Origin of the sequence: Synechocystis sp. PCC 7339 (genome assembly GCF_019924095.1) — a bacterium.
Taxonomy (GTDB): domain Bacteria; phylum Cyanobacteriota; class Cyanobacteriia; order Cyanobacteriales; family Microcystaceae; genus Synechocystis.
Genome location: NZ_CP063659.1, coordinates 1 through 21,810 on the forward strand (window position 1 = coordinate 1; position 21,810 = coordinate 21,810).

Sequence of the window (21,810 nt, forward strand, 5' to 3'; positions counted from 1 at the left end):
GAGCACCGGCCATGGGTTACTGCCGTTTTTTATCCGCTTGCTTTACTGGGATTTTACTTGCTTCCCCACTGGCGATCGCCCCTGCCTCTGCTGGCAAGATCCAGTATTGTTATCCGGTGGAAAAAAGCCGGACTTTAAGGGATCCTGGCAGTCATCCCCAGGCCTATGACGATGGCTATCGGGAAGGAGCGGCGGCGGCGAGGGAGAATAAGCCCTTTGAACCCCGTTCCGCTGGGGGAGAATTTGCCCGGGGATTTGAGGATGGTTATTACGGCAGAACCTATGGCGGCCAGCACAATGTGGTGCCTGATCGTACTGACACCTACACGACCAATCAGTGTCGAACCTATGAGTACAACGATGGTGATTCGGTGGAGCAGACCTTAAAACGGGTTTTGGATGACTTCCAACGGGATTTGCGGCGGGACTGGAATATTAATGTGAGATAACCATGGGGAATTTTGACCCGCTAACATTCGTCTCGCTCAGGGCCCCTAAGCTGGACTGAAACCGCTAATCTGGGAAGACAATCTTTTGGGAGTTGGGGATATGGGGGCAAATCAGTTCGATGTGGTGGTGGTGGGCTCTGGAGCAGCGGGCCTGTATGCTTGCCTTTGCTTGCCAAGCTATTACCGTGTAGCTCTCGTGACCAAGGCGGAACTGAAAACGGGAGCCAGTGATTGGGCCCAGGGAGGCATTGCGGCCGCCATTGCTCCAACAGATTCTCCCCAGGCCCATTATGAAGATACCCTGGCTGCTGGCGCTGGTTTGTGTGATGGGGAGGCGGTGGATTTTTTGGTGAACCATGCTCCCCAGGCGATCGCCGAGTTGGTCCAGTTCGGTGTTAGTTTTGACCGCCATGGCCAGGATCTGGCTTTAACTTTGGAGGCGGCTCATTCCCAACCCAGGGTACTCCATGCGGCGGATACCACTGGCCGAGCCATTGTTTCGACGTTGATGGAACAGGTGCAAGCCCGATCAAATGTGGAAATTTTTTCCCAGGCGATCGCCTTGTCTTTAAACATTGATCCAACAACGGGTCATTGTCGGGGTATTCAGGTTTTTTGTAATCGCACCATTGCAACTTTCCATTGCCGAGCGGTGTTGTTGGCCACGGGCGGCGGCGGCCAGGTTTTTGCCCAAACCACCAACCCCAAAGTTAGTACCGGTGATGGCATTGCCCTCGCTTGGCGATCGGGGGCCCAGGTGCGAGATTTAGAATTTTTCCAGTTTCATCCCACAGCGTTGACTAAACCGGGCGTGCCTCATTTTTTGATCAGTGAAGCGGTGCGGGGGGAAGGGGCCCATCTACTTGATCACCAGGGGAAAAGATTTGCTTTTGATTACCATCCCCGGGGGGAACTAGCTCCGAGGGACGTGGTTAGCCGGGCGATTTTCCAACATTTGGCTAATACAGAAGTTGACCCAACCCAGGCTACGGTTTTTCTGGATTTAAGCCCCATTGAGCCAGAACGCATCCAGCGACGGTTCCCCAATATCATTCGCCGTTGCCGCCAGTGGGGGGTGGACATTTTTCAAGAACCGATTCCCGTTGCCCCAGCGGCCCACTATTGGATGGGGGGCATTACCGCAGATCTTAATTGTCAAACCACCATTCCAGGGTTGTATGCGTTGGGAGAAACCGCTAGCACCGGGGTCCATGGAGCTAATCGCCTAGCCAGTAATTCTCTGCTGGAATGCATTGTTTTTGCTAGTCAATTAAGAAATTTGAGCCTACCGCCCTTTTCCTCGACTGCCCTCCCTATCAGTCAATCGACAGCGACGGAAATTCAGCTAGACACCGCCAATGACCTAGCCCTCCTAAACCATTGGCGCAGCGAACTGCCTCGCTTGATGTGGCAAACCGCTGGTATTTGTCGCCAAGCCGAAACCCTCCAAACGGCGATCGCCAAATTAGAAAAGTGGCAAGAACAATGGCAACAACTCAGCAGTAGTAAGCTTTTAACCCACCTACCAGAGGATCAGAAAATCAACTTAAACGGCCCGGGGTTGGAAGAATTTATACAACTGTGGGCCGAAACCCATAATTTGCTGGATATAGCCCAATTAATTTTGACCAGTGCTCTTTTTCGCCAGGAAAGTCGAGGAGGTCATTACCGTTTGGATTACCCTGACACCCAAGCCCAATGGCAGAGCCACACCGCCATCGAAAGCGACAAAGTGTTCCTCCAGCCTAGGCAAAATCAAGTCAGTGTCAATGAAATGTAAATGATCAACAAAAACTAGCCCAAACGGGGAAATTCCGACGGCGGTACATCTTGCCAGCGGCCGTTACCCACCGCCCGGATTGCTTCTTCCAATTGAATATCGCCAGTATAGAGAGCTTTGCCAATGATGACTCCGTTTACCCCCAGACTTTCCAGGCTGAGTAGATTCAAAAGGTCTTGTACTTGGCTGACTCCCCCCGATGCAATGACGGGAATGGTTAACTGACCAGCCAGTTGCCGCAGAGCTTCCAGGTTAGGGCCCTGCATGGTGCCGTCCCGGTGAATATCGGTATAAATAATTGCCGCTGCCCCTAGTTTTTCCATGCGCTGGGCCAATTCTCCTGCTTCCACTGTGGAGGTTTCCAACCAGCCCCTGGTGGCTACTTTGCCATTGCGGGCATCAATACCGACCACAATTTTGCCAGGAAATTCCGTACATAATTCCCCCACTAAGTCAGGATTTTCCACGGCGATCGTGCCCAGAATAACTCGGTTTACCCCTAAATCCAGTAATTGTTTCACCCGGTTTCTATCTCTTAAGCCTCCGCCTACCTGTACAGGAATGGTTAGGGCTTCAACAATATTGGCGATCGCCGTTAGGTTAATGGGCTGTCCTTCCTTGGCGCCATCAAGATCCACCAAATGTAAGCGGCTTGCCCCCTGGGCCTGCCACTGCCTAGCCACTGCCACCGGATCTTCGTGATACACCTGGGATTGGTCATAATCCCCTTGGTAGAGGCGAACGCATTTGCCCCCTAGCAGATCGATCGCCGGTAGAATTTCCATCACTTTAACCTCCTAGTTTTATGGACTCTTCACAGGTCTCTGTTCCCTTGGCCAATGGGATAACAGGGCACAAAGCCATTGATTTTAACTAATCTTGGACGTACTCTGCGCCCCCAATTAAAGCTAGTTCCGCCCGCATTAACTCCCGGCCTAAGTAAGCGGCATGGTTGAGCATGGTTACCGGACAGGGGTCTAACTCCTCAAAAATTCTCACGCACAACTCTTTAGCAGTGCGCCCCGTTAAAGTCAGAGTGGGCAGTCTTTTCTTTCCCCCTTGGCAGGCAATCACTTCCCCCGTTGCTGGATCCACCGCCAAACCCTGGTCATTAATGTCATTACTGTAGTGTTCTACCTTCAACACCCCCGCTTCCCGCTCCAGCATCACCAACCAATAGCCTGCCGGGTCTAAGTCAATGTGGCGACGGGAAAGTTGATCATCAATGGACTTAACAGTGTCGATTAGAGCAGGCATAAAACATAAAACAAATTACAAGGCACAGATTTTGATCCTACACCACTTCCGCTGCTTCCCGAGCAGAGTAAGCAGACCAGCATTTGCTATGATTAAAAGTTTGCAGAGCACCATTCAATCGCAGCAAGGAGATAGTTACATGGCTCGTATGTATTACGATCAAGATGCCAATCTTGACCTCTTAGCCGGAAAAACCGTGGCTATTATCGGCTACGGCTCCCAAGGTCACGCCCATGCGCTCAACCTCAAAGATAGTGGCGTTAACGTGGTTGTCGGGCTGTACAGTGGCAGTAAATCCGTTGCCAAAGCAGAAGGGGCCGGACTAAAAGTTTTATCTGTGGCTGAAGCGGCCAAAGCGGCGGATCTAATTATGATTCTCCTGCCCGATGAAGTGCAAAAATCCGTTTACGAAGCAGAAATCGCCCCCAACCTCGTTGCTGGCAACGTGCTCCTGTTTGCCCACGGCTTCAACATTAATTTTGCCCAGATTGTTCCCCCTGCCGATGTGGATGTGGTCATGGCCGCTCCCAAAGGCCCCGGTCATTTAGTGCGTCGTACCTACGAACAAGGCCAGGGAGTTCCTGCTCTGTTTGCCGTGTACCAAGACGCCAGTGGCCAAGCTCGAGACTATGCCATGGCCTACGCTAAGGGCATTGGGGGCACCAGGGCTGGTATTTTAGAAACCACTTTCCGGGAAGAAACCGAAACCGATCTTTTTGGCGAACAGGTGGTGCTCTGCGGCGGTCTGACTGCTTTGATCAAAGCGGGATTCGACACCCTGGTGGAAGCTGGCTATCAGCCAGAATTGGCTTATTTTGAATGTCTCCACGAAGTTAAGTTAATTGTCGATTTGATCGTGGAAGGTGGCTTGGCCAAAATGCGAGACAGCATTTCCAACACCGCTGAGTATGGTGATTTGACCCGGGGACCCCGCATTGTCACCGAAGAAACCAAGGCAGAAATGCGACAAATTCTCGACGAAATCCAATCGGGTCAGTTTGCCCGGGAATTTGTCTTGGAAAACCAAGCTGGTAAACCAGGCTTCACCGCCATGCGTCGTCGGGAATCGGAAGAACTGATCGAAGAAGTGGGTAAAGACCTACGGGCCATGTTCAGTTGGTTAAAAGACCGCTAATTACTTTTCTCTATCCTCAGCCCCGAGATTTTTGCCAGCTTTGGGCCCGGGGTTGACGTTAGGATGTTAATGGTAGTCAAAAATTTTTAGCTGAGGTTAGCGAGCGATGGAACTCACCCTAAATAATGTGGAAACGGTCTTGGATGAACTCCGTCCTTATCTGATGGCCGACGGTGGTAACGTCGAAGTGGTGGAGCTAGATGGCCCCATCGTCAAGGTGCGTTTACAGGGGGCCTGTGGAGCTTGCCCCAGTTCCACCATGACCCTAAAGATGGGCATTGAGCGCAAATTAAGGGAAATGATCCCAGAAATTTCTGAAGTTGAGCAAGTCCTCTAATAAAGGTTGAAGGGTCATCGTCCGAGTTCATGCACTCTCAACTTTTGATGGCTAAGTTCCATATTCCCGAACTAACCAATGATCTAATTAGTTTGGGCAAGGAAGCATTGTTGTTAGCCGTAATTGAGGCAGAGGCTGGAGGCGGTACTACTCCTTTTTGCCATTTGTCTAAAGAATGGTTTATAATCAAGAACACATAACAAGGGGCCGCAATGGTTTCGACAGGTTGGCGAAAGCTTGCCCGTGATGCAGGTCGAGAGTGAGTCTCCTCTCGTAAATCAAAGGCTCAAAACAAAGTAACTGCGAATAACATCGTCAGCTTCAAACGGGTAGCCGTAGCAGCCTAGTCTGTAAAAGCTACATTTTCTTGTCAAAGGCCGTTTACTTCTTTTCTGACTCCGTTAAGGATTAGAGGTTAACCCCAACGGATGCTTTGTTTGGCTCTTCTCTAGTTAGCTAAACAATTAAGACTTAGACTAGAGCATCCCACCATCAGGGATAATCGATGGTTCCCGTCCGAGGGCTAGAAGGACTAAACCTGTGAATGAACGGAAAGTTAATACCCAGTTTGGACAGCAGTTCAATTCTGCTCGGCTCCATTTACTGAAAGATTGTTCTGAATATCTAGAAAACCTTTAGGGGGGCACAGCGGACGGTAATGCCGGTGGCCCCGTTTATTTTTTGGGCCAAATTTTGTAGGGTCTGACCATGGACGCATTTGATTTGAGTTACAGGGCGATCGCCGTAGGGGTTACCAGTGTGATTGCCCCGGCCTTCCAGTTCCCGTTGGAGGGGTTTGGGTCTAGTGGGGGTATTGAGTTGTACCTCCCGGGGTTTAATTACGGACAATAGTTCTAAGTAACGATTTTCGGTGGCTTGGTCCCAGGGTTGCAGTACCATGGTTTGCACCGACAATTCCCCCGTAAATTGCTGTTGAAAGGCTTCAATACCGGTCAAAATTCCTTCTAGGCTAACGTTGGCGATCGGTCGGTTAATTTTTTGCAACTGGTTTGGCCACAGTCCATCTAGCTTGACGGAAACCTTATCTGCTAGGGATAGTTCCTCCCTTACCTGGGCATCATTTAACAATGTGGCATTGGTAAGTACCAGGGTTGGTCTACCAGTCAGGGTTTTAATGCCCTGGATAATTTCACCCAAGTTTTTGGCAAGGGTTGGCTCCCCACTCCCGCTCAGGGTGACTACATCCACTTGCCAGGGCGCAAATTTATCCAGTTCCGCCAAAATGTCGGCAGTGTCAACAAAAATCTGGCGATCGCCTCTGAGATGTTCAATTTCCCCCAGTTGACAGTAAATACAGTTAAAGGAACAGGTGGAGATTGCCCCAATGGGGTCAATGCCGAGGGAACGGCCATAGCGCCAGGAAACTACGGGGCCATACACCGTGGGAAAAATTACGTTCATCGGAAAAAGTTGAAATTAAGCAACCAGTAACAGCATTTTGCTCCAGGGAATTCAGTCTTTGCCTCCTTGGAAAAGGCCTTTGGTTCTTTGGCCATGGTACACGATGGTAGTAGAAGCAAAAATTGCACAAAAAAAGCCCCCGAAAATGAGGGCAGAATATTTTAGGACAGTCAAAGTCAAATATTGGACTAGGCGGCGGCTTGCCGTTCCTTGGCTTCTTTGATCACTTCCTCGGCCACGTTGGTGGGACAGGGAGCGTAATGATCAAACACCATAGAGAATTGACCCCGACCGGAGGTCATGGTGCGTAGGTCGCCAATGTAGCCGAACATTTCACTCAAAGGCACATCAGCTTTTACCCGTACCCCCATCACACCGGTTTCTTGGGATTTGATCATGCCCCGACGACGGTTTAAATCACCGATGACGTCCCCCATGTGATCTTCTGGGGTGAATACATCCACCGCCATGATCGGTTCCAAAATTTGGGGTTTAGCTTTGGGTAAGCTCTGACGATAACCAGCTTTGGCTGCAATTTCAAAGGCGATCGCCGAGGAGTCTACGGGGTGGAAGCCACCATCGGTGAGGGTAACTTTTAAATCTACTACGGGATAGCCCGCCAATACCCCTTTAACCACACTCTGGTCAAAGCCTTTTTGCACCGCCGGCCAGTATTCCCGAGGCACGTTACCACCAGTTACCTTGGACTCGAACTGGAAGCCAGAACCAGGTTCCCCAGGCTCCACGATGTAGTCAATTTTGGCATACTGACCAGAACCACCGGACTGCTTCTTGTGGACATAGGTGTCGGAAACAGTTTGGGTGATGGATTCCCGATAGGCCACCTGAGGTTTACCCATTTCCACTTCGACGCCGTGGGTGCGCTTGAGAATATCCATTTTGATATCCAAGTGCAATTCTCCCATCCCTTTAATGATGGTTTCACCGCTTTCTTCATCGGTTTCCACCTGGAAGGAGGGGTCTTCCTGCACCATTTTGCTCAGGGCCATGCCCAATTTTTCGTCCATGCCCTTTTTCTTTGGTTTGATGGCAATGGAAATTACGGGGTCGGGGAAGACCATGGGTTCCAACGTCGCTGGATTTTTGGGGTCACAGAGGGTGTGGCCCGTTTGCACATTTTTCATGCCCACGATCGCCACAATGTCGCCAGCCTGTGCGGACTCAATTTCTTCTCGGGAATCGGCGTGCATTTCCACCAAACGGCCAATGCGTTCCGTTTTACCGGTGGCGGTGTTGAGCACAGTGTCCCCTTTGCTCAGGGTGCCGGAATAGATCCGAGTGAAGGTGAGAGCGCCGAAACGGTCGTCCATAATTTTGAACGCCAAGGCCCGCAGGGGAGCTTCTGGGTCAACGATGGCAAAACTGCCGGTTTCTTCCCCTTCTAGATCCACTTCCGGTTGGGGAGGTACTTCCTTCGGGTTGGGCAGGTAGTCCACCACCGCATCTAGCACCAGTTGTACCCCTTTATTTTTGAAGGAGGAACCGCCATAGGTGGGGAAAAAGTCCAACTTGCGGGTGCCTGAACGGATGCAACGCTTGATGTCGTCGATGCTGATTTCTTCCCCTTCCAGGTATTTTTCCATCAAGTCATCGTCCTGTTCCACGGCCGTTTCGATCAGCATTTCCCGGTAGGTGGCCACGTCATCCACCATATCGGCAGGAACATCAGTGATTTCGTATTTTTCTGGATCGCCGGAGTCGTCCCAAATGTAGGCTTTTTCCGTCAGGATATCCACCACACCGACAAAATCATTTTCCGTACCGATGGGGAGGGTCATCACCAGGGGTTTGGCCCCCAGTACGTTTTCCACCTGCTTAACTACCCGGTAGAAATCTGCCCCGGTGCGGTCAAGCTTGTTGATGTAGATTAAACGGGCAACTTTAGAATCGTTCGCATAACGCCAGTTGGTTTCCGATTGGGGTTCCACACCGCCGGAACCACAGAATACCCCCACACCGCCATCCAGTACTTTGAGGGAGCGGTACACTTCAATGGTGAAGTCTACGTGACCAGGGGTGTCGATAATATTTAATTGGTGTTCTTTCCAAAAGCAACTAGTGGCCGCTGATTGGATGGTAATACCCCGCTCCGCTTCCTGATCCATGAAGTCCATGGTGGATTCGCCTTCGTGTACCTCGCCGAGCTTGTGGATTCTCCCGGTTAACTTCAAAATCCGTTCGGTGGTGGTGGTTTTACCCGCATCTACGTGGGCGAAAATACCAATATTACGGTAACGAGTGAGATCTTTTTCCATAGGAATTTACGTGTAAATTTAGCCAACAGCAAACAGAGGGGCGGTTGGATGTATAGGTTATGGGGTCGTGTTGTTTGACGGTCGGGGTTCTGGGCCTTAGCTAGACTTTATGCCACAACGACAGGCCAAAGGGGAGGCCTATTTAAAACAGCCACAATTGTAACAATTGTAAATTATATGTGCCCCAACGGAGTCTCCGGGGCGAGAAGGCGATCGCCGAACTTCACAAAAAATATGTACCAAAGATGTTTTTCCTTAAAACCTGATTTATCCTGATCAGCAAACTCGGTTGAATCTGGGTCAAGCCCTGACAGGTGAGCGCTTGATGGATGTGGAAGCAAAATTAGACAGGGCAAGGAATTTGCTCAATGAGTTGGGCAACGCCGTCTCGGGATTGGTAGGGGTTGCCCCAAATGCGTTAAAAGTAGCAAAGAAATCCTACCTAGTCACGATTTAGACGCTGGGTTGTATCTAATTTAAATACCCAATTGTCAGTCAACTTCCAACAAAAATCTTTGCCAAATTTATGACCTTAATGATTCGACCAGCGACCATTGATGATGCAACAAGCTTGGCTCAATTAGCGGCAACGACGTTTCAAGATACCTATGGTAAAGCCACCGCTTCCGCTGATTTGGAGGCCTATCTAGCCCAAACCTTTAATCCTGAAAAAGAACAAGAAATCCTAGCAGATGATCGGCAATGGTTGTTAGTAGCAGAATCTCAAGGGGAATTAGTTGGATATGTCCATCTGTTTGATCATTCAGCACCTACTATGGAGACTGAATTGGCAACCCCCACCGTCGAGTTAGTTCGTCTTTATTTACTGACAACGTGGCAACACCAAGGATTAGGCAATCAATTAATGCAGGCTTGTTTGGATTTAGCCCAAGCTCAAGCCTTTGCCAGTGTTTGGCTAAAAGTGTGGGATCACAATACCTCAGCGATCACCTTTTATCAGCGTTGGCAATTTCAAAAAAAAGGAGAAGTGCCCTATCCCGTCGGTAATGCTGTCGGTACAACTTGGATTATGGAGCGTTGTCTCTAAAGCAAATTTTCCCGTTCCCGTATGGCCAGGGCATGGGCGGGAAAATCTTCATAATCCGCTAGGGTAGTGACCGTTTCCTTCACCCCAGCAAAACCTTCCGCCGTTAAATAGGCCAGGGTAGAACGCTTGAGGAAATCAAACACCGACACCGCCGAATAGGAACGGGCAAAGCCCCCCGTGGGAAGCACCGCATTAACCCCAATGGCGTAGGTCGCTGCCGAAGAAGGAGTGTAATTACCCAACAAAATTTCCCCTGCATTGTCAATTTTCCCCACCAACTTGAGGGGGTCCGCCGTCAGCACCTGCAAATGTTCCGGAGCGTAATCGTTAATGAAATCCAAGGAAGCTTGCAAGCTATCAGTGAGCAAAATGCCACCATAGAAACCGAGACCATCTTCACAAAACTTTTTCCGCCAGGGAGGTAGTTTTTCCAGGTATTCCCCTAAATAGCCCAGCGCCTTTTCCGCAAAATTTTCACAGTGGGTCACTAACAGCGCCGCCGAGTCGGAGCCATGTTCCGCTTCTATCAATAAATCCAACGCCGCCAGCCTAGGGTCAGTGGTTTCATCGGCCAAAATGATCGACTCGCTGGGCCCCGCTGGTAAGCCCACATCGACAATGCCGGAGAGTAATCTTTTGGCCGCCGCACCATAGACGCTACAGGGGCCAATGAGCTTATCCACCTTGCTGACGGTTTTAGTCCCATAGGCGATCGCCGCTAGGGCCTGAACACCGCCCAATTTATATACCTCATCCACTCCGGCCATACGGGCAGTAACCAAAGAAACCGGCTCCACTTTACCTTCTTGATCTGGAGGGGTACAGACCACAATTTTTTTCACCCCCGCCACCCTGGCCGGCACCGCTAGCATCAGCATCATGGAAGGGAAAGCCCCCTTACCCCTGGGCACATACAAACCCACCGTAGGGAGAGGCGTAATTTTTTCCCCCGCAAATACCCCCGGTTCAATCTCCGCTAAGTGCATGGGGGCAGGCATCTGCCCAGCGTGGACTTTTTCAATGTTGCGAAAAGCATGGTTCACCGCCCGCCGTAATTGAGGGTCCACCAACTTTTCCGCTTCGGCAAATTCCGCTTCACTGACCCGCAAATTGTCCGCAGTGGCCCCGGCAAAGTCAAACTGACGGCTGTAATGCAAAACCCCCGCATCTCCCTCCGTCCTCACCTGCTCAATAACGTCCTTGGCGATCGCCAGTGCCTGGTCAATGTTTTGTTCCGAGCGACGTTTGAGTTGGTTTAATTGTTGGGGGGTAAGGTGCGAGAGCTTAAGAATACGAGTCACAGATCCCTCTCCGATTGGGGGCAAGGGCGGCGAACCTACATACCGGGTAAATTCAAACCGCTGGTTAACTCTTCCATTTTAGAGCGCATGGTTTCCGTGGACTCAGCGTAGGCCGCTTTCATTGCTTCAGTGATAGATGCCGATAGCCCTTCCACTCCTTTTTCGAGGGCACTGGGATCAATTTCAATACTGAGGGGTTCTTGGTTGCCGCTCATCAATACAGTTACCAATCCATCGGCACTTTTGCCAGGAATCTCCATTCTTTCCAGTTCTTCCTGGAGCACCTTGGCCCCTTCTTGAACCTGTTGGGCCTTTTGGAAAGCTTCCTGTAATTCCTTGATTTTACCGAGGCCGAATCCGAAGCCTTTGCCTTTACCTTGTGCCATGGGAATTGATTTCTAAGTAATTAAACAATAGTTGTAGTTGAACAAGCGGCAAAATTGCTGAGGTGCAAACAATGCCCCAGCCAAAGCCTGTCCGATTATATCCCACCGTCTCCGCCATCTTATTAGCCAACGGCAGGAGCAGGAAAAGCCCCCCATAAATGAGAGCTTCCCCCACGGCGATCGCCAGGAGCATGCACCGGAATTGGTATCTAGGAAGCCAAAGCCACTTCTAGCATTTCTTGCAACTCACCATTTTGATAGAGTTCAATCATAATGTCGGAGCCGCCCACAAACTCACCATTGACGTAAACCTGGGGGATGGTGGGCCAATTGGAATATTCCTTAATACCTTGACGAATTTCCGCATCGGCCAACACATCTAAAGTTTCAAACGGAATACCCAACATATTGAGAATTTGCACCACATTGTTGGAAAAACCACATTGGGGCATCAGCTTAGTGCCCTTCATAAAGACCATGACCTTATTGGCAGTGACTAATTGATCAATTCTTGCTTTCGTTTCCGGATTCATTTAGATAACTCCTCTTCAAGGACAGATTGGGATGTGTGCGAGTTTAACAACTTCAATGTTGTTTAAATATTGTCATTTTACCCCTCAATTCAAATTTATAGAGCCAATTTTCGCTGGAGGGGAAAAACCTAGGCAGTCTGACGAACCACGGCCCAGGCTTCTGGAGTAAAGGTTTTCAGCGCCAGGGCATGGATCGCTTCCGAAGCCAAAGCATCTTTGAGGGCACCATAGACCATTCGATGTTGTTTAACCCGGGATTGGCCGGTAAAGGCGGCGGAGACCACCACCGCTTCCAGGTGATCCCCTCCCCCCAGGTCATTGACCATCACTTCGGCATCGGGTAGGGCAGTTTGGATTTGTTGTTTGACTTGATCAAGGCTAATCATGATTATTTCTAGCAATGGGCCAGGGCACAGGGCGGGTTTGTTCCCTGAGGTAACTATCTAACTACTCTAACTGAAAGGTTCAGCCCCCAACATGATGGGGCAAATTTCGCTGTCCAACTGTTGTTTAACTGTCCCATGGCTCGTCCCCAAACCAGAATAGTTAATTTAACTTAGACATAGAGACCAAACCCTACGGTAAGCAATTTAGTACCACCATGTTAATTGCCCGTCAGAGGAAAAAACTAAATTCTTTTGCAACCATGACCCATTCTTCCTTGGCGATCGACCCGGCTGTCATTGGCCCTTCCCAGGTTTCTCCCTGGTTGATCAAATTGATTTATCCTCTGGGCACCAAGTTTTTGCATTGGTATTTTGGACCGATCGCCATCCATGGTCAGGAGAATTTACCCCCCAGTGGTCCGATCATTTTAGCCCCTACCCATCGTTCTCGTTGGGATGCCATTTTGCTCTCCCTAGCAGCCGGCCGGAATGTAACGGGGCGGGATCTGCGTTTTATGGTGGCGATGACGGAGGTACAGGGTCTACAAGGATGGTTTATTCGCCATCTGGGGGGATTTCCCATTGATGTGAAAAGGCCGGAAATCAGCAGTTTGAGCTATAGTGTACAGCTACTGCAAGCAGGGGAAATGTTGGTGATTTTTCCTGAAGGGGGCATTTTTCGCGACCACCACACCGTCCATCCCCTCAAACGGGGCATTGGGCGCATTGCCATGGAAGTTTGTAAGCAAAATCCTGACACCGACATTAAAGTTATCCCGGTGACCATTGCCTACAGTGACCCCTACCCAGGCAAAGGAACGGCGGTGGAAATTAATTTTGGCCAGGGCATCGCCGCCAAGGACTACGACCCCAGCACCATCAAGGCTAGCTCTCAAAAACTTACCCGTTGTTTGGCCCATAGAATGCAGAACCTTTACGGTTGCGAGAATGTCTCTCTGTACCAGGCGATCGCTGCTTCATAAATTTCGCAAAAACGGCTAATGGGAGAAGGGGCCATCGTGATAAGATTTACCGTAAATTAAGATTTTATTCTTTGTCAGTCAGGAAACTCAAATAATGGAAACAATTTATTTGCTCGCTAAATTGCCGGAAGCCTATCAGATTTTTGACCCCCTGGTGGACGTTCTGCCAATCATTCCCCTCTTCTTTCTGGCTTTGGCCTTTGTTTGGCAAGCGGCGGTTGGTTTTAAATAAATTGGCGATCGCCCCTGGGGCTTGTCATTTTACCTGGTCGCTTAAAAAAAATCATTTGACCACAACTAAGCTGATATCCCCAAGTTGTCCCCCGTTGGCCATAGCTGGGGAATTTTTTTGTGGGGGCAATTCTGCTTTTGTCCTGCCCTGACCAAGGCCAACGGTAAATCTCCTCCCCATAGTGGCCCTTTTTTAACCATGGATGTTCGTTTCATTTCCCTCACCAAACCCGAAATTGTCATTGACGGGGAGCCCCTTTCCCCTGAGGGCCTAATTGCCTATTGTGCTAGGGTTTCTAGCCCTAACCAGGAAAACCCTAACTACACTAAGCTCTTGCAATTTTGCATCCGGGAAGGCCATTGGAGCATTTTTGAAATGGTGGATATGACCCTGGAAATTACCACCACCCGGGCGATCGCTCCCCAAATTTTGCGACATCGATCGTTCTGTTTTCAGGAGTTTTGTATTGCTGGAGATAGTATGATTACGACCATACAACCGAATGGAATACCTAACTACATCCCAATTCAGAAGCTTTACGAGAGGCAGCACTGGGGCCAATATCAAAAATTACGAGTGCGAGTCTATGACGAAACGACAAAACAGTTTACGACTGCACCAATCAGAGAAGTTTTTTATACGGGAGTCAAGCCTATTTACGAAGTACTGCTTGAAGATGGCAAATCGATTAAAACTACGAAAGAGCACAAGTTCTTGACTCGCCAAGGTTTTTTGTCCCTTGAAGAGGCGTTGGGACTAGAAATGCGGGGCAATACCGTCACCTTGACTTCTCCCCAAGATTTAGCGGTCAATGGGATGCCTTGTCATCAAAATCGAGAATGGCTAGCAACAGCTAAGGCGAGGTCGATACAAAACCAAACAGGATTACAAGGAATAGCAGATGAAGCAGGAGTGACCATACATACAATTCGTAAATGGCTAAAGAAATTGAATTTATGCTTTACGAAACAAGAAATTAGTCTGTTGTTTGAACCGTGGAATAAAGGAAAAACAGGCTACAAGATTAAGCCTCGAACCCTGGAACAAAAAGAATATATGAAATCCATTACGCCTCGGGGTGAAGATCACCATGCCTGGAAAGGTGGGGGAAGTGCTGAACGAAAGGCAATTGCCAATTATTTCAACTCTTATCGACAAGTTATCTTTAAGGCATTCGATTATAAGTGCCAAATGTGTGGTAAACCATTATCTGAATTTGATCGAAAGGTTGATTTGCATCACATAAAGCTAGTCAGTGAATATCCAGAGCACGCTTATGACTTAGAAAATATTATCCCTGTACATCGGAAATGTCATATGGAATATCATGGCAAAACCTATGATTACAAGGCTTCAAGAGAAAAACATCGAGGCAACACGTTAGTCCCACGTTTCAAAAGTGTCGTTTCGGTTAAATACCTTGGCGAAATGCCGACCTACGACCTTGAGGTTGATCATCATTCCCATAATTATGTTGCTAATAAAATTATTGTTCATAACAGTCAACGCTATGCAAAAGCAACAACCTTTGAGACCTACGAAGCCCGCCGCCAGGATGTGAAAAACCGTCAAAATTCCCTGGATGACTTCGATGAAAACACCAAACAATGGTTCAATCAAGCCCAGGCTGACGTGTGGGAAAAAAGTTATCAACTCTATGAAGAGGCCCTAACTAAAGGCATTGCCAAAGAATGTGCCCGTTCGATTTTGCCCCTCAATACTGTCACTCGTTTGTACATGAAGGGTTCTGTGCGCAGTTGGATCCACTACTTCAGTGTCCGTTGTGATCAGGCTACCCAAAAAGAACACCGGGAAATTGCCTTGGCGGCCCGGAAGATTTTTGTGGAGCATTTTCCCACAGTGGCGGCGGCCCTGGAATGGTAGAGGCTGAGCAACACAGGAAACTCGCCATTAGATCAAGTCCCTGGAAGAATGGGCAACAGTAAATAATTTTCAGTGGTGCTGTTGGTGGTCAAAGCCAGGGTAATAATTTGTTGGTCAACTAAATTGGCAAAAACGGCCTTTTGGCCAGTGCCTGGGTTAACTCCATAGGCGGGAAAACTGGCCCCAGCTAAACTAATGCGTAGGCGATCGCCAATGGCTAAAGTCGCACAAATAGCCTGGAGTGGAATTGCCAACGTGGCTTGTTCTTCCACGCTAGTACAATAACCATGGCTGACGGCCCACACTTCCCCCCGATTGTTCACTTGGGACAAACTCACCGCCACATCAAAACTAGGGCGATCGGATGCCACGGTGAGAAAAATTTGAGGTACACCGCAGATGGTTAAACTTTCCTGCAAAGGTTCATAAGTATAGGTAAGCACATCACTGCGATCATCAATAGCACTTCTTTCCTTCACTCCTTGGGGATAACCGCTGTGTCCTCCTAAACTGGGTACGGGTCGCCAGGGATCATGAACCCAAACATCGCTAATTTCCTCTGCTAACTTTGCTGGGGCCTTTGTCGTCAAAGCACTACCTTGGGTGGTGCCCAAACCGGAACATTGCAAAAACCACCTTTGTTCAGTCCCAGGCCAGTCGGGTAAAAATCGCCACTGCTTGGTACCCAGGTCGAATAACTCCAACTTGGCCGGATTAAAGCGGGGTTCTTGCCCTTTGAGAAAATGGTCAAACCAGGCCAATTGCAACTGATCCACCCCACTGATGGCAGACTCACCATAATTTTGTCCCCCGGCCCGACTGCCCCAGGGAAAATGCCCCCAGGGCCCCACCACCATTTTTTGCTTGATATCACATCTTTCCAACTCTGCATATAAACGCAAATTGCCCCGCAGATGGGGATCAAACCAACCGCCAATTTGCAACACGGGAATATCAATTTTTTCCCTAATTTGCCAGCGTTGATCTGGCGATTGCCGGTGCCAATAATCCGACTCTGGAGGTTGACTAATCCATTGGTGGTAAAAGGAATCCGGGGCCAACTCCCCCAGGCGATCGGGGATGGCTGGTTGGCGATCGGTAAAATCGTAGCTCCTCGCTAGACGCATCAACTGTTGAAAACTTTTCCCATCCCCCCGACGTTTAGCCGAATCCGCCGCCAACTGTAGGGCCCAACCAAGGTTATTTTGTAAGCAAAAGGCTCCATTTTCATAACCCCAATCCTCGTACAAATCCCAGGCGACCATGGCCGGACAAATGGTTTTTAGGCAAGGATGGTGATTAGCGGCGGCGTAAAGTTGGGTCATGCCCTGGTAGGAAAAGCCATACATGGCCACGGAGCCATCACATTGGGGCAACTGGGAAAGCCAATCTAGGCAATCCTGACCGTCTTCCACCTCATAGGCAAACAGATCAAACTCTCCCTCCGAACTCCCTCGACCCCGCACATCTTGGATCACGACTAAATAACCCTGGGAAGCGTACCAATGGGGATGGGCGTAGACCAAAGTGGAGGCTAAACGACGGCCGTAGGGTTGGCGCATTAATAGGGCCGGCCATGGCCCGCCGGAATTGGGATAGTACAGATTGCTGTCTAAACGAATCCCGTCCCTAGTGACCATGGATTGGCAAATGGGTTTTATCAAACTCAAAGTAACAACAACAAAATAGGTTGAGGAAATTAAAGTTCCTAAATTTGTTCTCTGAACTCTTGCAACACTGGAGAAGACAAACCTTAGCCTTGTCTGATTGTTGACAAAATCAAAGTTATCAGAATGTTACGGCGAATGGACTCACCCAGCTCAATGGAAAATATTAGAAAATGGGCAATCCGGTTCAAACATTATCCTACGTTGCTAAAGCAGAGCTTCAAATTCTTGGCGGAGCACTTGGGTATTGGCAACCCGGGCCACCAGCAGAGTCGCCTCACTAAAACTAGCCATTTCCCGTCGCCAGGTTTGGATATTTGGTTCGTGGTGTAGCCAAAAGTTGACCATGGTTTTTACCACTGCATCCCAGTCCCAATCAGGTTTTTCGGGGATTAATTCCGTGGCTTGAATCAGGCCGTCCAAAGTGCATTCAGGACTACCCAGATAGGCCATACTGCGGCGGGGATTATTTTCCACCTCTTGTTGATAGTTAAAAAAGGTGAAAACTGGTGTTACCCCCAAAATGTCAAAGGTATAGTGCATAAAAAATTTCGCCTCACGGCAACAACAACAATGCCAAGGTTCCCCAAAGCTATGGGTCTTGGCCAAAATAGGAACTTTTCCCCAAGGGGACTGGGAAATCTAGACTCCCCGAGTCCAATTTTGTTGCCCTCAATGGTAGCGCGAAAATTTTTTGCTGGTGTGACAGCATAGAACTGCGTACTTAATTTATCAACAATTTGTCAACCTGGGACAAGGCGATCGCCATGGTGACTGCGTAAACAATTACTATCAGTTTTTTATTAGTCTAGTCAGGAAACTTTCAACTGAATCTCTAGAAGTCTTTGATGGCAAACCTTTTCGGATGTGTATTCAATCAAAAGTCTTGCCCTTATATTTGCCGTTGGAGGAATCTTGAAATTTTCGCCTGATGAGTATTTTATCGAGTAAAGCTAAACAATTGGCTCCCAAACTCAGGAAAGAGCGATATTTCCACTTCTGCTCTCTTTTTTAATGATATTTATTCTGAAAATCACTCAAACTTAAGAACTTTTGACATTTATTTTTTTGTTCCCACTACATGAACTAATAATTGAAAATTTCAATTTTTTAGACATCACTATCCCCATTGCTTTTTCTTTTAATCTCCATGACGCTTTTGGTGCCACCGCCAAGCGTGGTCGATAATGGTGTGTAAATCGGGGTATTGGGGATTCCAGCCCAGGACATGTTTAGCCTTTGCACTACTCCCCACTAGGATGGGGGCATCACCGGGGCGGCGGGGACATAGTTGATAGGGAATATCTAGTCCGGTGACCGTTTTAGCAACTTCGATCACTTGTCGTACGGAAAAGCCATTACCGTTACCGAGGTTAAAGATATTGCTTTCCCCTCCTCCTAATAGGTATTGCAAGCCTAATACATGGGCGATCGCCAAGTCGCAAACATGGATGTAGTCTCTGAGGGCAGTACCGTCGGGGGTGTCGTAATCGGTGCCGAAAATTGCCAGTTGGGGGCGTTTTTTCAAGGCAGTTAAGAGGGCCAGGGGGATAAGGTGGGTTTCAGGATTATGGTCTTCCCCTAAACGTCCCTGGGGATCAGCGCCGGAAGCATTGAAATAACGGAAGATGACTGATTTTAAGCCGTAGGCTTGGTCAAAGTCGGCCAAGATCTGTTCCACCATGCGTTTACTGGCGGCATAGGGACTGAGGGGATCGATGGGATGGCTTTCTGTCATGGGAATTTCCTTCGGCATGCCATAGACTGCACAGGTGGAGGAAAAGACAAATTTTTTGATATCCGCCGCTAGCATAGCTTCCAAGAGAGTGAGGGTACCCACGACATTATTTTGGTAGTAAATATCGGGCTTTTGCACCGATTCCCCTACAGCGATGAAAGCAGCAAAATGCATGACAGCGGTAATGTCCCTCGTGGCAAAAAGTTGGTCTAGTTTTTGCCGATCGCCAGTGTGTCCGACCACTAATTCCACCCCAAGGGATTGCACCAGTTCCCTGTGACCGTAGCTGAGGTTATCGTAGATAAGAACGTCAAAGCCTGCCTGTTGTAGGGCTAGTACCCCATGGGAGCCAATGTAACCCGCCCCTCCGGTGACCAAAATTGTTTGTTGCGTGGCCATTGTCGACTATTAACCCTAGCTGTTGCCTCGCCTAGAGCATACCATTCTTGACCTTAGCTTTTTATGCCATCTGCTTTTTCCCAGCCATCTGCGTCTATCTCCTCCGTTAATGCCCTAAGCGGCGATCGCCAGGAAATATTTCCCCTTTCGCCCCTGATTAAAATTACCCTGGTCAATCTCTACCTGGCCCTGACGGTCCCGTTGCCCATTTTGGCCCAGCTCACCCAAGGTAATACCGTCCTTACCCTGCTGTTGAGCGTTGGATTAATGGGGGGCTTAGGGGCGTTGGTGGCCGCCTTGGCGGAACAGGTAGTGCTCAATGGGGAGGTAATTGCGGTGCGTTATCCTCGCTGGGTACCCAAATTTTTTCGATCCGGTTGGCAATTATCTTGGTCTGATGTCACTGCGTTGAAATGCCGCACCACGGGCCAGGGTGGCTTAGTTTACTATTTCCTCACCCCAGCCCAGGACAAAGCCTATCTTTTGCCCATGCGGGTGGCGGGCTTTAATCGGTTGACCCAAATGGTGAGCGACCGTACGGGCATTGATACCCAAGATGTGCGCCCCCTCTCCCAACCATGGATGTACTTATTGCTACTACTGTTTACTCTGATGCTCTGGGGCGGTGAGTTGGCGATCGCCCTATTGCTTTGGAGTAGCCCTCCCCTGGCATAATCTCAGCAATTTTGGTTAAAATATAAACAAATGTAAAGGATACTCTCAGAAAACTTTATTTAACCAAAGCCCATTTCATTACTATGATTAATCCCCAACCGGACGAAAAGGAACTACTCAAAACCATCTTAGAACCCCTTTTGACGGACTTTGAGCACTGGTTTAGCCGCTCTTGCCAGCTATTAGAAAATCAGCGTTTGGCTTTTTTTACCCCGGAGCAACAGCAGGATTTGCTTGATCGGGTACGACAGGCACGGGATGAAGTGAGATGTACTAAATTAATGTTTCAAGCCACCGGGGAACAGGTGGGGGTTGAGTTTAGTGTCCTGGTCCCCTGGCATAATTTGGTGACAGAGTGTTGGCAGGTAGCCCAGCGCCATCGCCAGATGCAGGCGGCCTGCTAGGAAAGCAAAAAAGCGAAAGTCAATGTGGTGACAATGTTTAACAACATACGGTCAACGGTGAGGGGTGAGGGTTGTTGATTTTCAGTCATTGTTAACAGTCACCGTCGATTTTGAAACTCCTCTGTGGCTGGTCAAGCAAGGTGATCAGATTGTTTGATTTCGTCGAAGTTTTCCGTTACGGCCCTGCTTGATGCCGAAAACCAGAGTTGGACTAGGAGAGGAGGGAATTTTTCATCAAATCCCGGATCAGGTTATCCCGCACCATGATTTGTTGCATGGTTTCCAGTAAATAGTTAACGGTCTGCTCCCGGTCTAGTTCTTGATATTCCTGTTGCAAACATTGCAGTTGAAATTTCTGCTCTAAGGATAGGTTAAAGGCTTCGTTGTTGATCATGGCGATCGCACTCCTGAAAGAATGGGGCGGTCAAAAGTTGTGACTAATGGTTAAGATGGCAAGCTAAATTTTGTGCTTGACTGTGCTTAACCGAGGGGCTCTAAGGGAGCGTGGCGCATTAAGTCCCGGATGACGTTAGATTTAATCATCAACAGTCGGGAAGCCTGCACCAAAAGTTCCAGAGCTTGCTCCTGGCTGATGTCGGCGGCGGCGTCCTGCATGCGACGGAACTCAAACATCTGCTCAATGGTGAGGTCGAAGGATTCAGGTTTCATAGCTGTTGCCCTCCAAGGCGGTTACCTTTCTATTGTAAACAAATGTAACAAAAAGTTGACCTGATTAACAGTATCTGCCTATACAAGCTTGCCCAAAACGGCGGGCCAATCTAGCAACCCCGAGAAAAAAATGGGGTTTGAGTCCGCTGATCGGTCAAAATTGGGGGCACACTGCATATGTGGTCTGTTTTAGCAAGGGCTTTTAGAAAAAAATGCTCAACCTGAACATCTCCCTTGGCGATCGCCGATTATGACAGTGGTGATGAAGAAAAAACTTTACTCTGGCTTACAATTAATGGCTTACAAAAATTTTTCACCGACATTCAGGCAATATTTTTTTGGGTAATCGGTCTTATTAATTTTTCTAATCATTCCTTGTCTTTGATTTTGTTTTTGGCTTGTTGAATCTGGATTTAACTGCCCGCTTTTGAATTCGAGGTATCAATACAGACCCATCGACAATATTTTGATAATTTATTTCCTTTCAATGCATTGGCCGCCATGGTTACATCCGGGAAAAATGGTGGAGCGAAGTCCTACAGGGTCAGATTTGATGAGAATAATGCAGGGAAAAGGGCAAATTCAAATTTCCCGCTCCAATTTTTCCACCATCTCTTTGGCGTTCTTGAGGCCACAACCAGTCAGGGAGCGGCAAATTTTGATCGCTTCAATTTTCTTGCCTTGCCTTAGCAGTAACTTAATTTGTTCCTTCTCGCCACCCGACAGTTGCTGAATAATTTCTCTTGAACTTGAATTATTAAAATCTTTGCTAATTGTGGGTGAACCTCCTTGGAAAAAAATTGTTAATAAAAAAATCACGACTAACACTACCAATATCAAAACTACAGT

At 48.6% G+C, this 21,810-nt stretch carries 25 protein-coding genes, 1 other RNA gene and 1 pseudogene; 13 read left to right on the forward strand and 14 right to left on the reverse strand.

Features of this window, described 5'->3' with window-relative positions; translation table 11 throughout:
- The first annotated feature begins 11 nt into the window (after positions 1-11).
- Entirely contained in the window at positions 12-449 is a 438-nt protein-coding gene (locus tag IQE94_RS00005) for a hypothetical protein (protein WP_212721296.1), read from the forward strand.
- Positions 450-549: 100 nt separating this feature from the next.
- Positions 550-2,229, forward strand: coding sequence for an L-aspartate oxidase (gene nadB / locus IQE94_RS00010; protein ID WP_212721298.1), 1,680 nt, complete (start codon positions 550-552; stop codon positions 2,227-2,229).
- Between the two features lie 14 nt (positions 2,230-2,243).
- Here the strand turns inward: nadB and hisA are convergent, their stop codons facing one another.
- Both hisA and IQE94_RS00020 read right to left on the reverse strand, forming a co-directional pair.
- On the reverse strand, positions 2,244-3,014 hold the full coding sequence (hisA, locus tag IQE94_RS00015) for a 1-(5-phosphoribosyl)-5-[(5-phosphoribosylamino)methylideneamino]imidazole-4-carboxamide isomerase (protein WP_212721300.1): 771 nt from the start codon (positions 3,012-3,014) through the stop codon (positions 2,244-2,246).
- Between the two features lie 88 nt (positions 3,015-3,102).
- Entirely contained in the window at positions 3,103-3,486 is a 384-nt protein-coding gene (locus IQE94_RS00020) for a DUF4346 domain-containing protein (RefSeq protein WP_194017595.1), read from the reverse strand.
- Here IQE94_RS00020 and ilvC point away from each other — a divergent pair.
- From ilvC to ssrA, 3 genes are all read left to right on the forward strand, one after another.
- Complete coding sequence (gene ilvC / locus IQE94_RS00025) at positions 3,455-4,621, forward strand: ketol-acid reductoisomerase (RefSeq protein WP_370630492.1); 1,167 nt, start codon at positions 3,455-3,457, stop codon at positions 4,619-4,621. The two genes, IQE94_RS00020 and ilvC, sit on opposite strands and share 32 nt — an antisense overlap.
- Before the next feature lie 106 nt (positions 4,622-4,727).
- Entirely contained in the window at positions 4,728-4,958 is a 231-nt protein-coding gene (locus tag IQE94_RS00030; protein WP_190598882.1) for a NifU family protein, read from the forward strand.
- Between the two features lie 203 nt (positions 4,959-5,161).
- Positions 5,162-5,560: a transfer-messenger RNA gene (ssrA, locus tag IQE94_RS00035) on the forward strand.
- 22 nt (positions 5,561-5,582) lie between these two features.
- On the opposite strand, the gene IQE94_RS00040 is transcribed toward ssrA, so the two are convergent.
- Both IQE94_RS00040 and fusB read right to left on the reverse strand, forming a co-directional pair.
- A complete protein-coding gene (locus tag IQE94_RS00040; protein ID WP_212721304.1) occupies positions 5,583-6,380 on the reverse strand; it encodes a radical SAM protein in 798 nt (265 codons plus the stop codon).
- Between the two features lie 188 nt (positions 6,381-6,568).
- Positions 6,569-8,656: an elongation factor G gene (gene fusB, locus IQE94_RS00045; protein ID WP_212721306.1), complete on the reverse strand. Its 2,088-nt coding sequence runs from the start codon at positions 8,654-8,656 to the stop codon at positions 6,569-6,571.
- Between the two features lie 526 nt (positions 8,657-9,182).
- Here fusB and IQE94_RS00050 point away from each other — a divergent pair.
- Entirely contained in the window at positions 9,183-9,704 is a 522-nt protein-coding gene (locus IQE94_RS00050; protein WP_212721308.1) for a GNAT family N-acetyltransferase, read from the forward strand.
- Here the strand turns inward: IQE94_RS00050 and hisD are convergent.
- The 4 genes from hisD to IQE94_RS00070 all read right to left on the reverse strand — a co-directional run bounded on the left by hisD (position 9,701) and on the right by IQE94_RS00070 (position 12,310).
- Complete coding sequence (gene hisD / locus IQE94_RS00055) at positions 9,701-11,005, reverse strand: histidinol dehydrogenase (protein ID WP_212721310.1); 1,305 nt, start codon at positions 11,003-11,005, stop codon at positions 9,701-9,703. The two genes, IQE94_RS00050 and hisD, sit on opposite strands and share 4 nt — an antisense overlap.
- A gap of 35 nt (positions 11,006-11,040) precedes the next feature.
- Positions 11,041-11,391 carry a YbaB/EbfC family nucleoid-associated protein gene (locus IQE94_RS00060; RefSeq protein WP_190598043.1) on the reverse strand — a complete coding sequence of 117 codons (351 nt, stop codon included), beginning with the start codon at positions 11,389-11,391 and terminating at the stop codon, positions 11,041-11,043.
- A 209-nt stretch (positions 11,392-11,600) separates the two neighbouring features.
- Entirely contained in the window at positions 11,601-11,924 is a 324-nt protein-coding gene (gene grxD, locus IQE94_RS00065) for a Grx4 family monothiol glutaredoxin (RefSeq protein WP_010871706.1), read from the reverse strand.
- Positions 11,925-12,052: 128 nt separating this feature from the next.
- Positions 12,053-12,310: a BolA family protein gene (locus IQE94_RS00070; RefSeq protein ID WP_223342447.1), complete on the reverse strand. Its 258-nt coding sequence runs from the start codon at positions 12,308-12,310 to the stop codon at positions 12,053-12,055.
- Between the two features lie 260 nt (positions 12,311-12,570).
- On the opposite strand from IQE94_RS00070, the gene IQE94_RS00075 reads away from it, so the two are divergent.
- From IQE94_RS00075 to thyX, 4 genes and pseudogenes are all read left to right on the forward strand, one after another.
- Positions 12,571-13,293, forward strand: coding sequence for a 1-acyl-sn-glycerol-3-phosphate acyltransferase (locus tag IQE94_RS00075; protein WP_212721314.1), 723 nt, complete (start codon positions 12,571-12,573; stop codon positions 13,291-13,293).
- A 94-nt stretch (positions 13,294-13,387) separates the two neighbouring features.
- Positions 13,388-13,525, forward strand: coding sequence for a photosystem II reaction center protein K (locus tag IQE94_RS00080; protein ID WP_028948731.1), 138 nt, complete (start codon positions 13,388-13,390; stop codon positions 13,523-13,525).
- A gap of 198 nt (positions 13,526-13,723) precedes the next feature.
- Positions 13,724-13,993 (forward strand): annotated as a pseudogene (locus IQE94_RS00085) (FAD-dependent thymidylate synthase); the annotation flags it as partial.
- Positions 13,991-15,409, forward strand: a complete 1,419-nt coding sequence (thyX, locus tag IQE94_RS00090) for an FAD-dependent thymidylate synthase (RefSeq protein WP_223343180.1) — start codon at positions 13,991-13,993, stop codon at positions 15,407-15,409. The pseudogene IQE94_RS00085 and the gene thyX, both read left to right, overlap by 3 nt.
- 32 nt (positions 15,410-15,441) lie before the next feature.
- Here the strand turns inward: thyX and IQE94_RS00095 are convergent, their stop codons facing one another.
- The 3 genes from IQE94_RS00095 to galE all read right to left on the reverse strand — a co-directional run bounded on the left by IQE94_RS00095 (position 15,442) and on the right by galE (position 19,213).
- A complete protein-coding gene (locus IQE94_RS00095) occupies positions 15,442-17,049 on the reverse strand; it encodes a CocE/NonD family hydrolase (protein WP_223342448.1) in 1,608 nt (535 codons plus the stop codon).
- Between the two features lie 234 nt (positions 17,050-17,283).
- Entirely contained in the window at positions 17,284-17,619 is a 336-nt protein-coding gene (locus IQE94_RS00100) for a hypothetical protein (protein WP_212721324.1), read from the reverse strand.
- 598 nt (positions 17,620-18,217) lie between these two features.
- On the reverse strand, positions 18,218-19,213 hold the full coding sequence (galE, locus tag IQE94_RS00105) for a UDP-glucose 4-epimerase GalE (RefSeq protein ID WP_212721326.1): 996 nt from the start codon (positions 19,211-19,213) through the stop codon (positions 18,218-18,220).
- 63 nt (positions 19,214-19,276) lie between these two features.
- Between galE and IQE94_RS00110 the strand changes: the two genes are divergently transcribed.
- Positions 19,277-19,888 carry a hypothetical protein gene (locus IQE94_RS00110; RefSeq protein ID WP_212721328.1) on the forward strand — a complete coding sequence of 204 codons (612 nt, stop codon included), beginning with the start codon at positions 19,277-19,279 and terminating at the stop codon, positions 19,886-19,888.
- A gap of 83 nt (positions 19,889-19,971) precedes the next feature.
- Positions 19,972-20,292 (forward strand): DUF2605 domain-containing protein, encoded by a 321-nt coding sequence (locus tag IQE94_RS00115; RefSeq protein ID WP_212721330.1) that lies wholly within the window; start codon positions 19,972-19,974, stop codon positions 20,290-20,292.
- A gap of 211 nt (positions 20,293-20,503) precedes the next feature.
- Here the strand turns inward: IQE94_RS00115 and IQE94_RS00120 are convergent, their stop codons facing one another.
- Both IQE94_RS00120 and IQE94_RS00125 read right to left on the reverse strand, forming a co-directional pair.
- The gene (locus IQE94_RS00120) at positions 20,504-20,686 is read right to left on the reverse strand and encodes an NblA/ycf18 family protein (RefSeq protein WP_194017426.1); all 183 of its coding nucleotides are present in this window, start codon (positions 20,684-20,686) and stop codon (positions 20,504-20,506) included.
- An 86-nt stretch (positions 20,687-20,772) separates the two neighbouring features.
- A complete protein-coding gene (locus tag IQE94_RS00125; protein ID WP_212721336.1) occupies positions 20,773-20,961 on the reverse strand; it encodes an NblA/ycf18 family protein in 189 nt (62 codons plus the stop codon).
- A 234-nt stretch (positions 20,962-21,195) separates the two neighbouring features.
- Between IQE94_RS00125 and IQE94_RS00130 the strand changes: the two genes are divergently transcribed.
- The gene (locus IQE94_RS00130; protein WP_223342449.1) at positions 21,196-21,366 is read left to right on the forward strand and encodes a hypothetical protein; all 171 of its coding nucleotides are present in this window, start codon (positions 21,196-21,198) and stop codon (positions 21,364-21,366) included.
- Between the two features lie 177 nt (positions 21,367-21,543).
- Here IQE94_RS00130 and IQE94_RS00135 read toward each other — a convergent pair whose 3' ends face one another.
- Entirely contained in the window at positions 21,544-21,780 is a 237-nt protein-coding gene (locus tag IQE94_RS00135) for a ribosomal protein L7/L12 (RefSeq protein WP_223342450.1), read from the reverse strand.
- Positions 21,781-21,810: the final 30 nt, after the last annotated feature.

Bases quoted from the DNA above. Each gene is read 5' to 3' on its own strand.
- IQE94_RS00120 (WP_194017426.1), bottom strand. From the start codon at position 20,686: ATGATCAACAACGAAGCCTTTAACCTATCCTTAGAGCAGAAATTTCAA.
- IQE94_RS00115 (WP_212721330.1), top strand. From the start codon at position 19,972: ATGATTAATCCCCAACCGGACGAAAAGGAACTACTCAAAACCATCTTA.
- IQE94_RS00100 (WP_212721324.1), bottom strand. From the start codon at position 17,619: ATGCACTATACCTTTGACATTTTGGGGGTAACACCAGTTTTCACCTTT.
- IQE94_RS00050 (WP_212721308.1), top strand. From the start codon at position 9,183: ATGACCTTAATGATTCGACCAGCGACCATTGATGATGCAACAAGCTTG.
- fusB (WP_212721306.1), bottom strand. From the start codon at position 8,656: ATGGAAAAAGATCTCACTCGTTACCGTAATATTGGTATTTTCGCCCAC.
- IQE94_RS00110 (WP_212721328.1), top strand. From the start codon at position 19,277: ATGCCATCTGCTTTTTCCCAGCCATCTGCGTCTATCTCCTCCGTTAAT.
- IQE94_RS00040 (WP_212721304.1), bottom strand. From the start codon at position 6,380: ATGAACGTAATTTTTCCCACGGTGTATGGCCCCGTAGTTTCCTGGCGC.
- IQE94_RS00080 (WP_028948731.1), top strand. From the start codon at position 13,388: ATGGAAACAATTTATTTGCTCGCTAAATTGCCGGAAGCCTATCAGATT.
- nadB (WP_212721298.1), top strand. From the start codon at position 550: ATGGGGGCAAATCAGTTCGATGTGGTGGTGGTGGGCTCTGGAGCAGCG.
- IQE94_RS00060 (WP_190598043.1), bottom strand. From the start codon at position 11,391: ATGGCACAAGGTAAAGGCAAAGGCTTCGGATTCGGCCTCGGTAAAATC.
- IQE94_RS00125 (WP_212721336.1), bottom strand. From the start codon at position 20,961: ATGAAACCTGAATCCTTCGACCTCACCATTGAGCAGATGTTTGAGTTC.
- IQE94_RS00020 (WP_194017595.1), bottom strand. From the start codon at position 3,486: ATGCCTGCTCTAATCGACACTGTTAAGTCCATTGATGATCAACTTTCC.
- hisA (WP_212721300.1), bottom strand. From the start codon at position 3,014: ATGGAAATTCTACCGGCGATCGATCTGCTAGGGGGCAAATGCGTTCGC.
- galE (WP_212721326.1), bottom strand. From the start codon at position 19,213: ATGGCCACGCAACAAACAATTTTGGTCACCGGAGGGGCGGGTTACATT.
- IQE94_RS00075 (WP_212721314.1), top strand. From the start codon at position 12,571: ATGACCCATTCTTCCTTGGCGATCGACCCGGCTGTCATTGGCCCTTCC.
- ilvC (WP_370630492.1), top strand. From the start codon at position 3,455: ATGGACTTAACAGTGTCGATTAGAGCAGGCATAAAACATAAAACAAAT.
- IQE94_RS00095 (WP_223342448.1), bottom strand. From the start codon at position 17,049: ATGGTCACTAGGGACGGGATTCGTTTAGACAGCAATCTGTACTATCCC.
- IQE94_RS00070 (WP_223342447.1), bottom strand. From the start codon at position 12,310: ATGATTAGCCTTGATCAAGTCAAACAACAAATCCAAACTGCCCTACCC.
- IQE94_RS00030 (WP_190598882.1), top strand. From the start codon at position 4,728: ATGGAACTCACCCTAAATAATGTGGAAACGGTCTTGGATGAACTCCGT.
- IQE94_RS00005 (WP_212721296.1), top strand. From the start codon at position 12: ATGGGTTACTGCCGTTTTTTATCCGCTTGCTTTACTGGGATTTTACTT.
- grxD (WP_010871706.1), bottom strand. From the start codon at position 11,924: ATGAATCCGGAAACGAAAGCAAGAATTGATCAATTAGTCACTGCCAAT.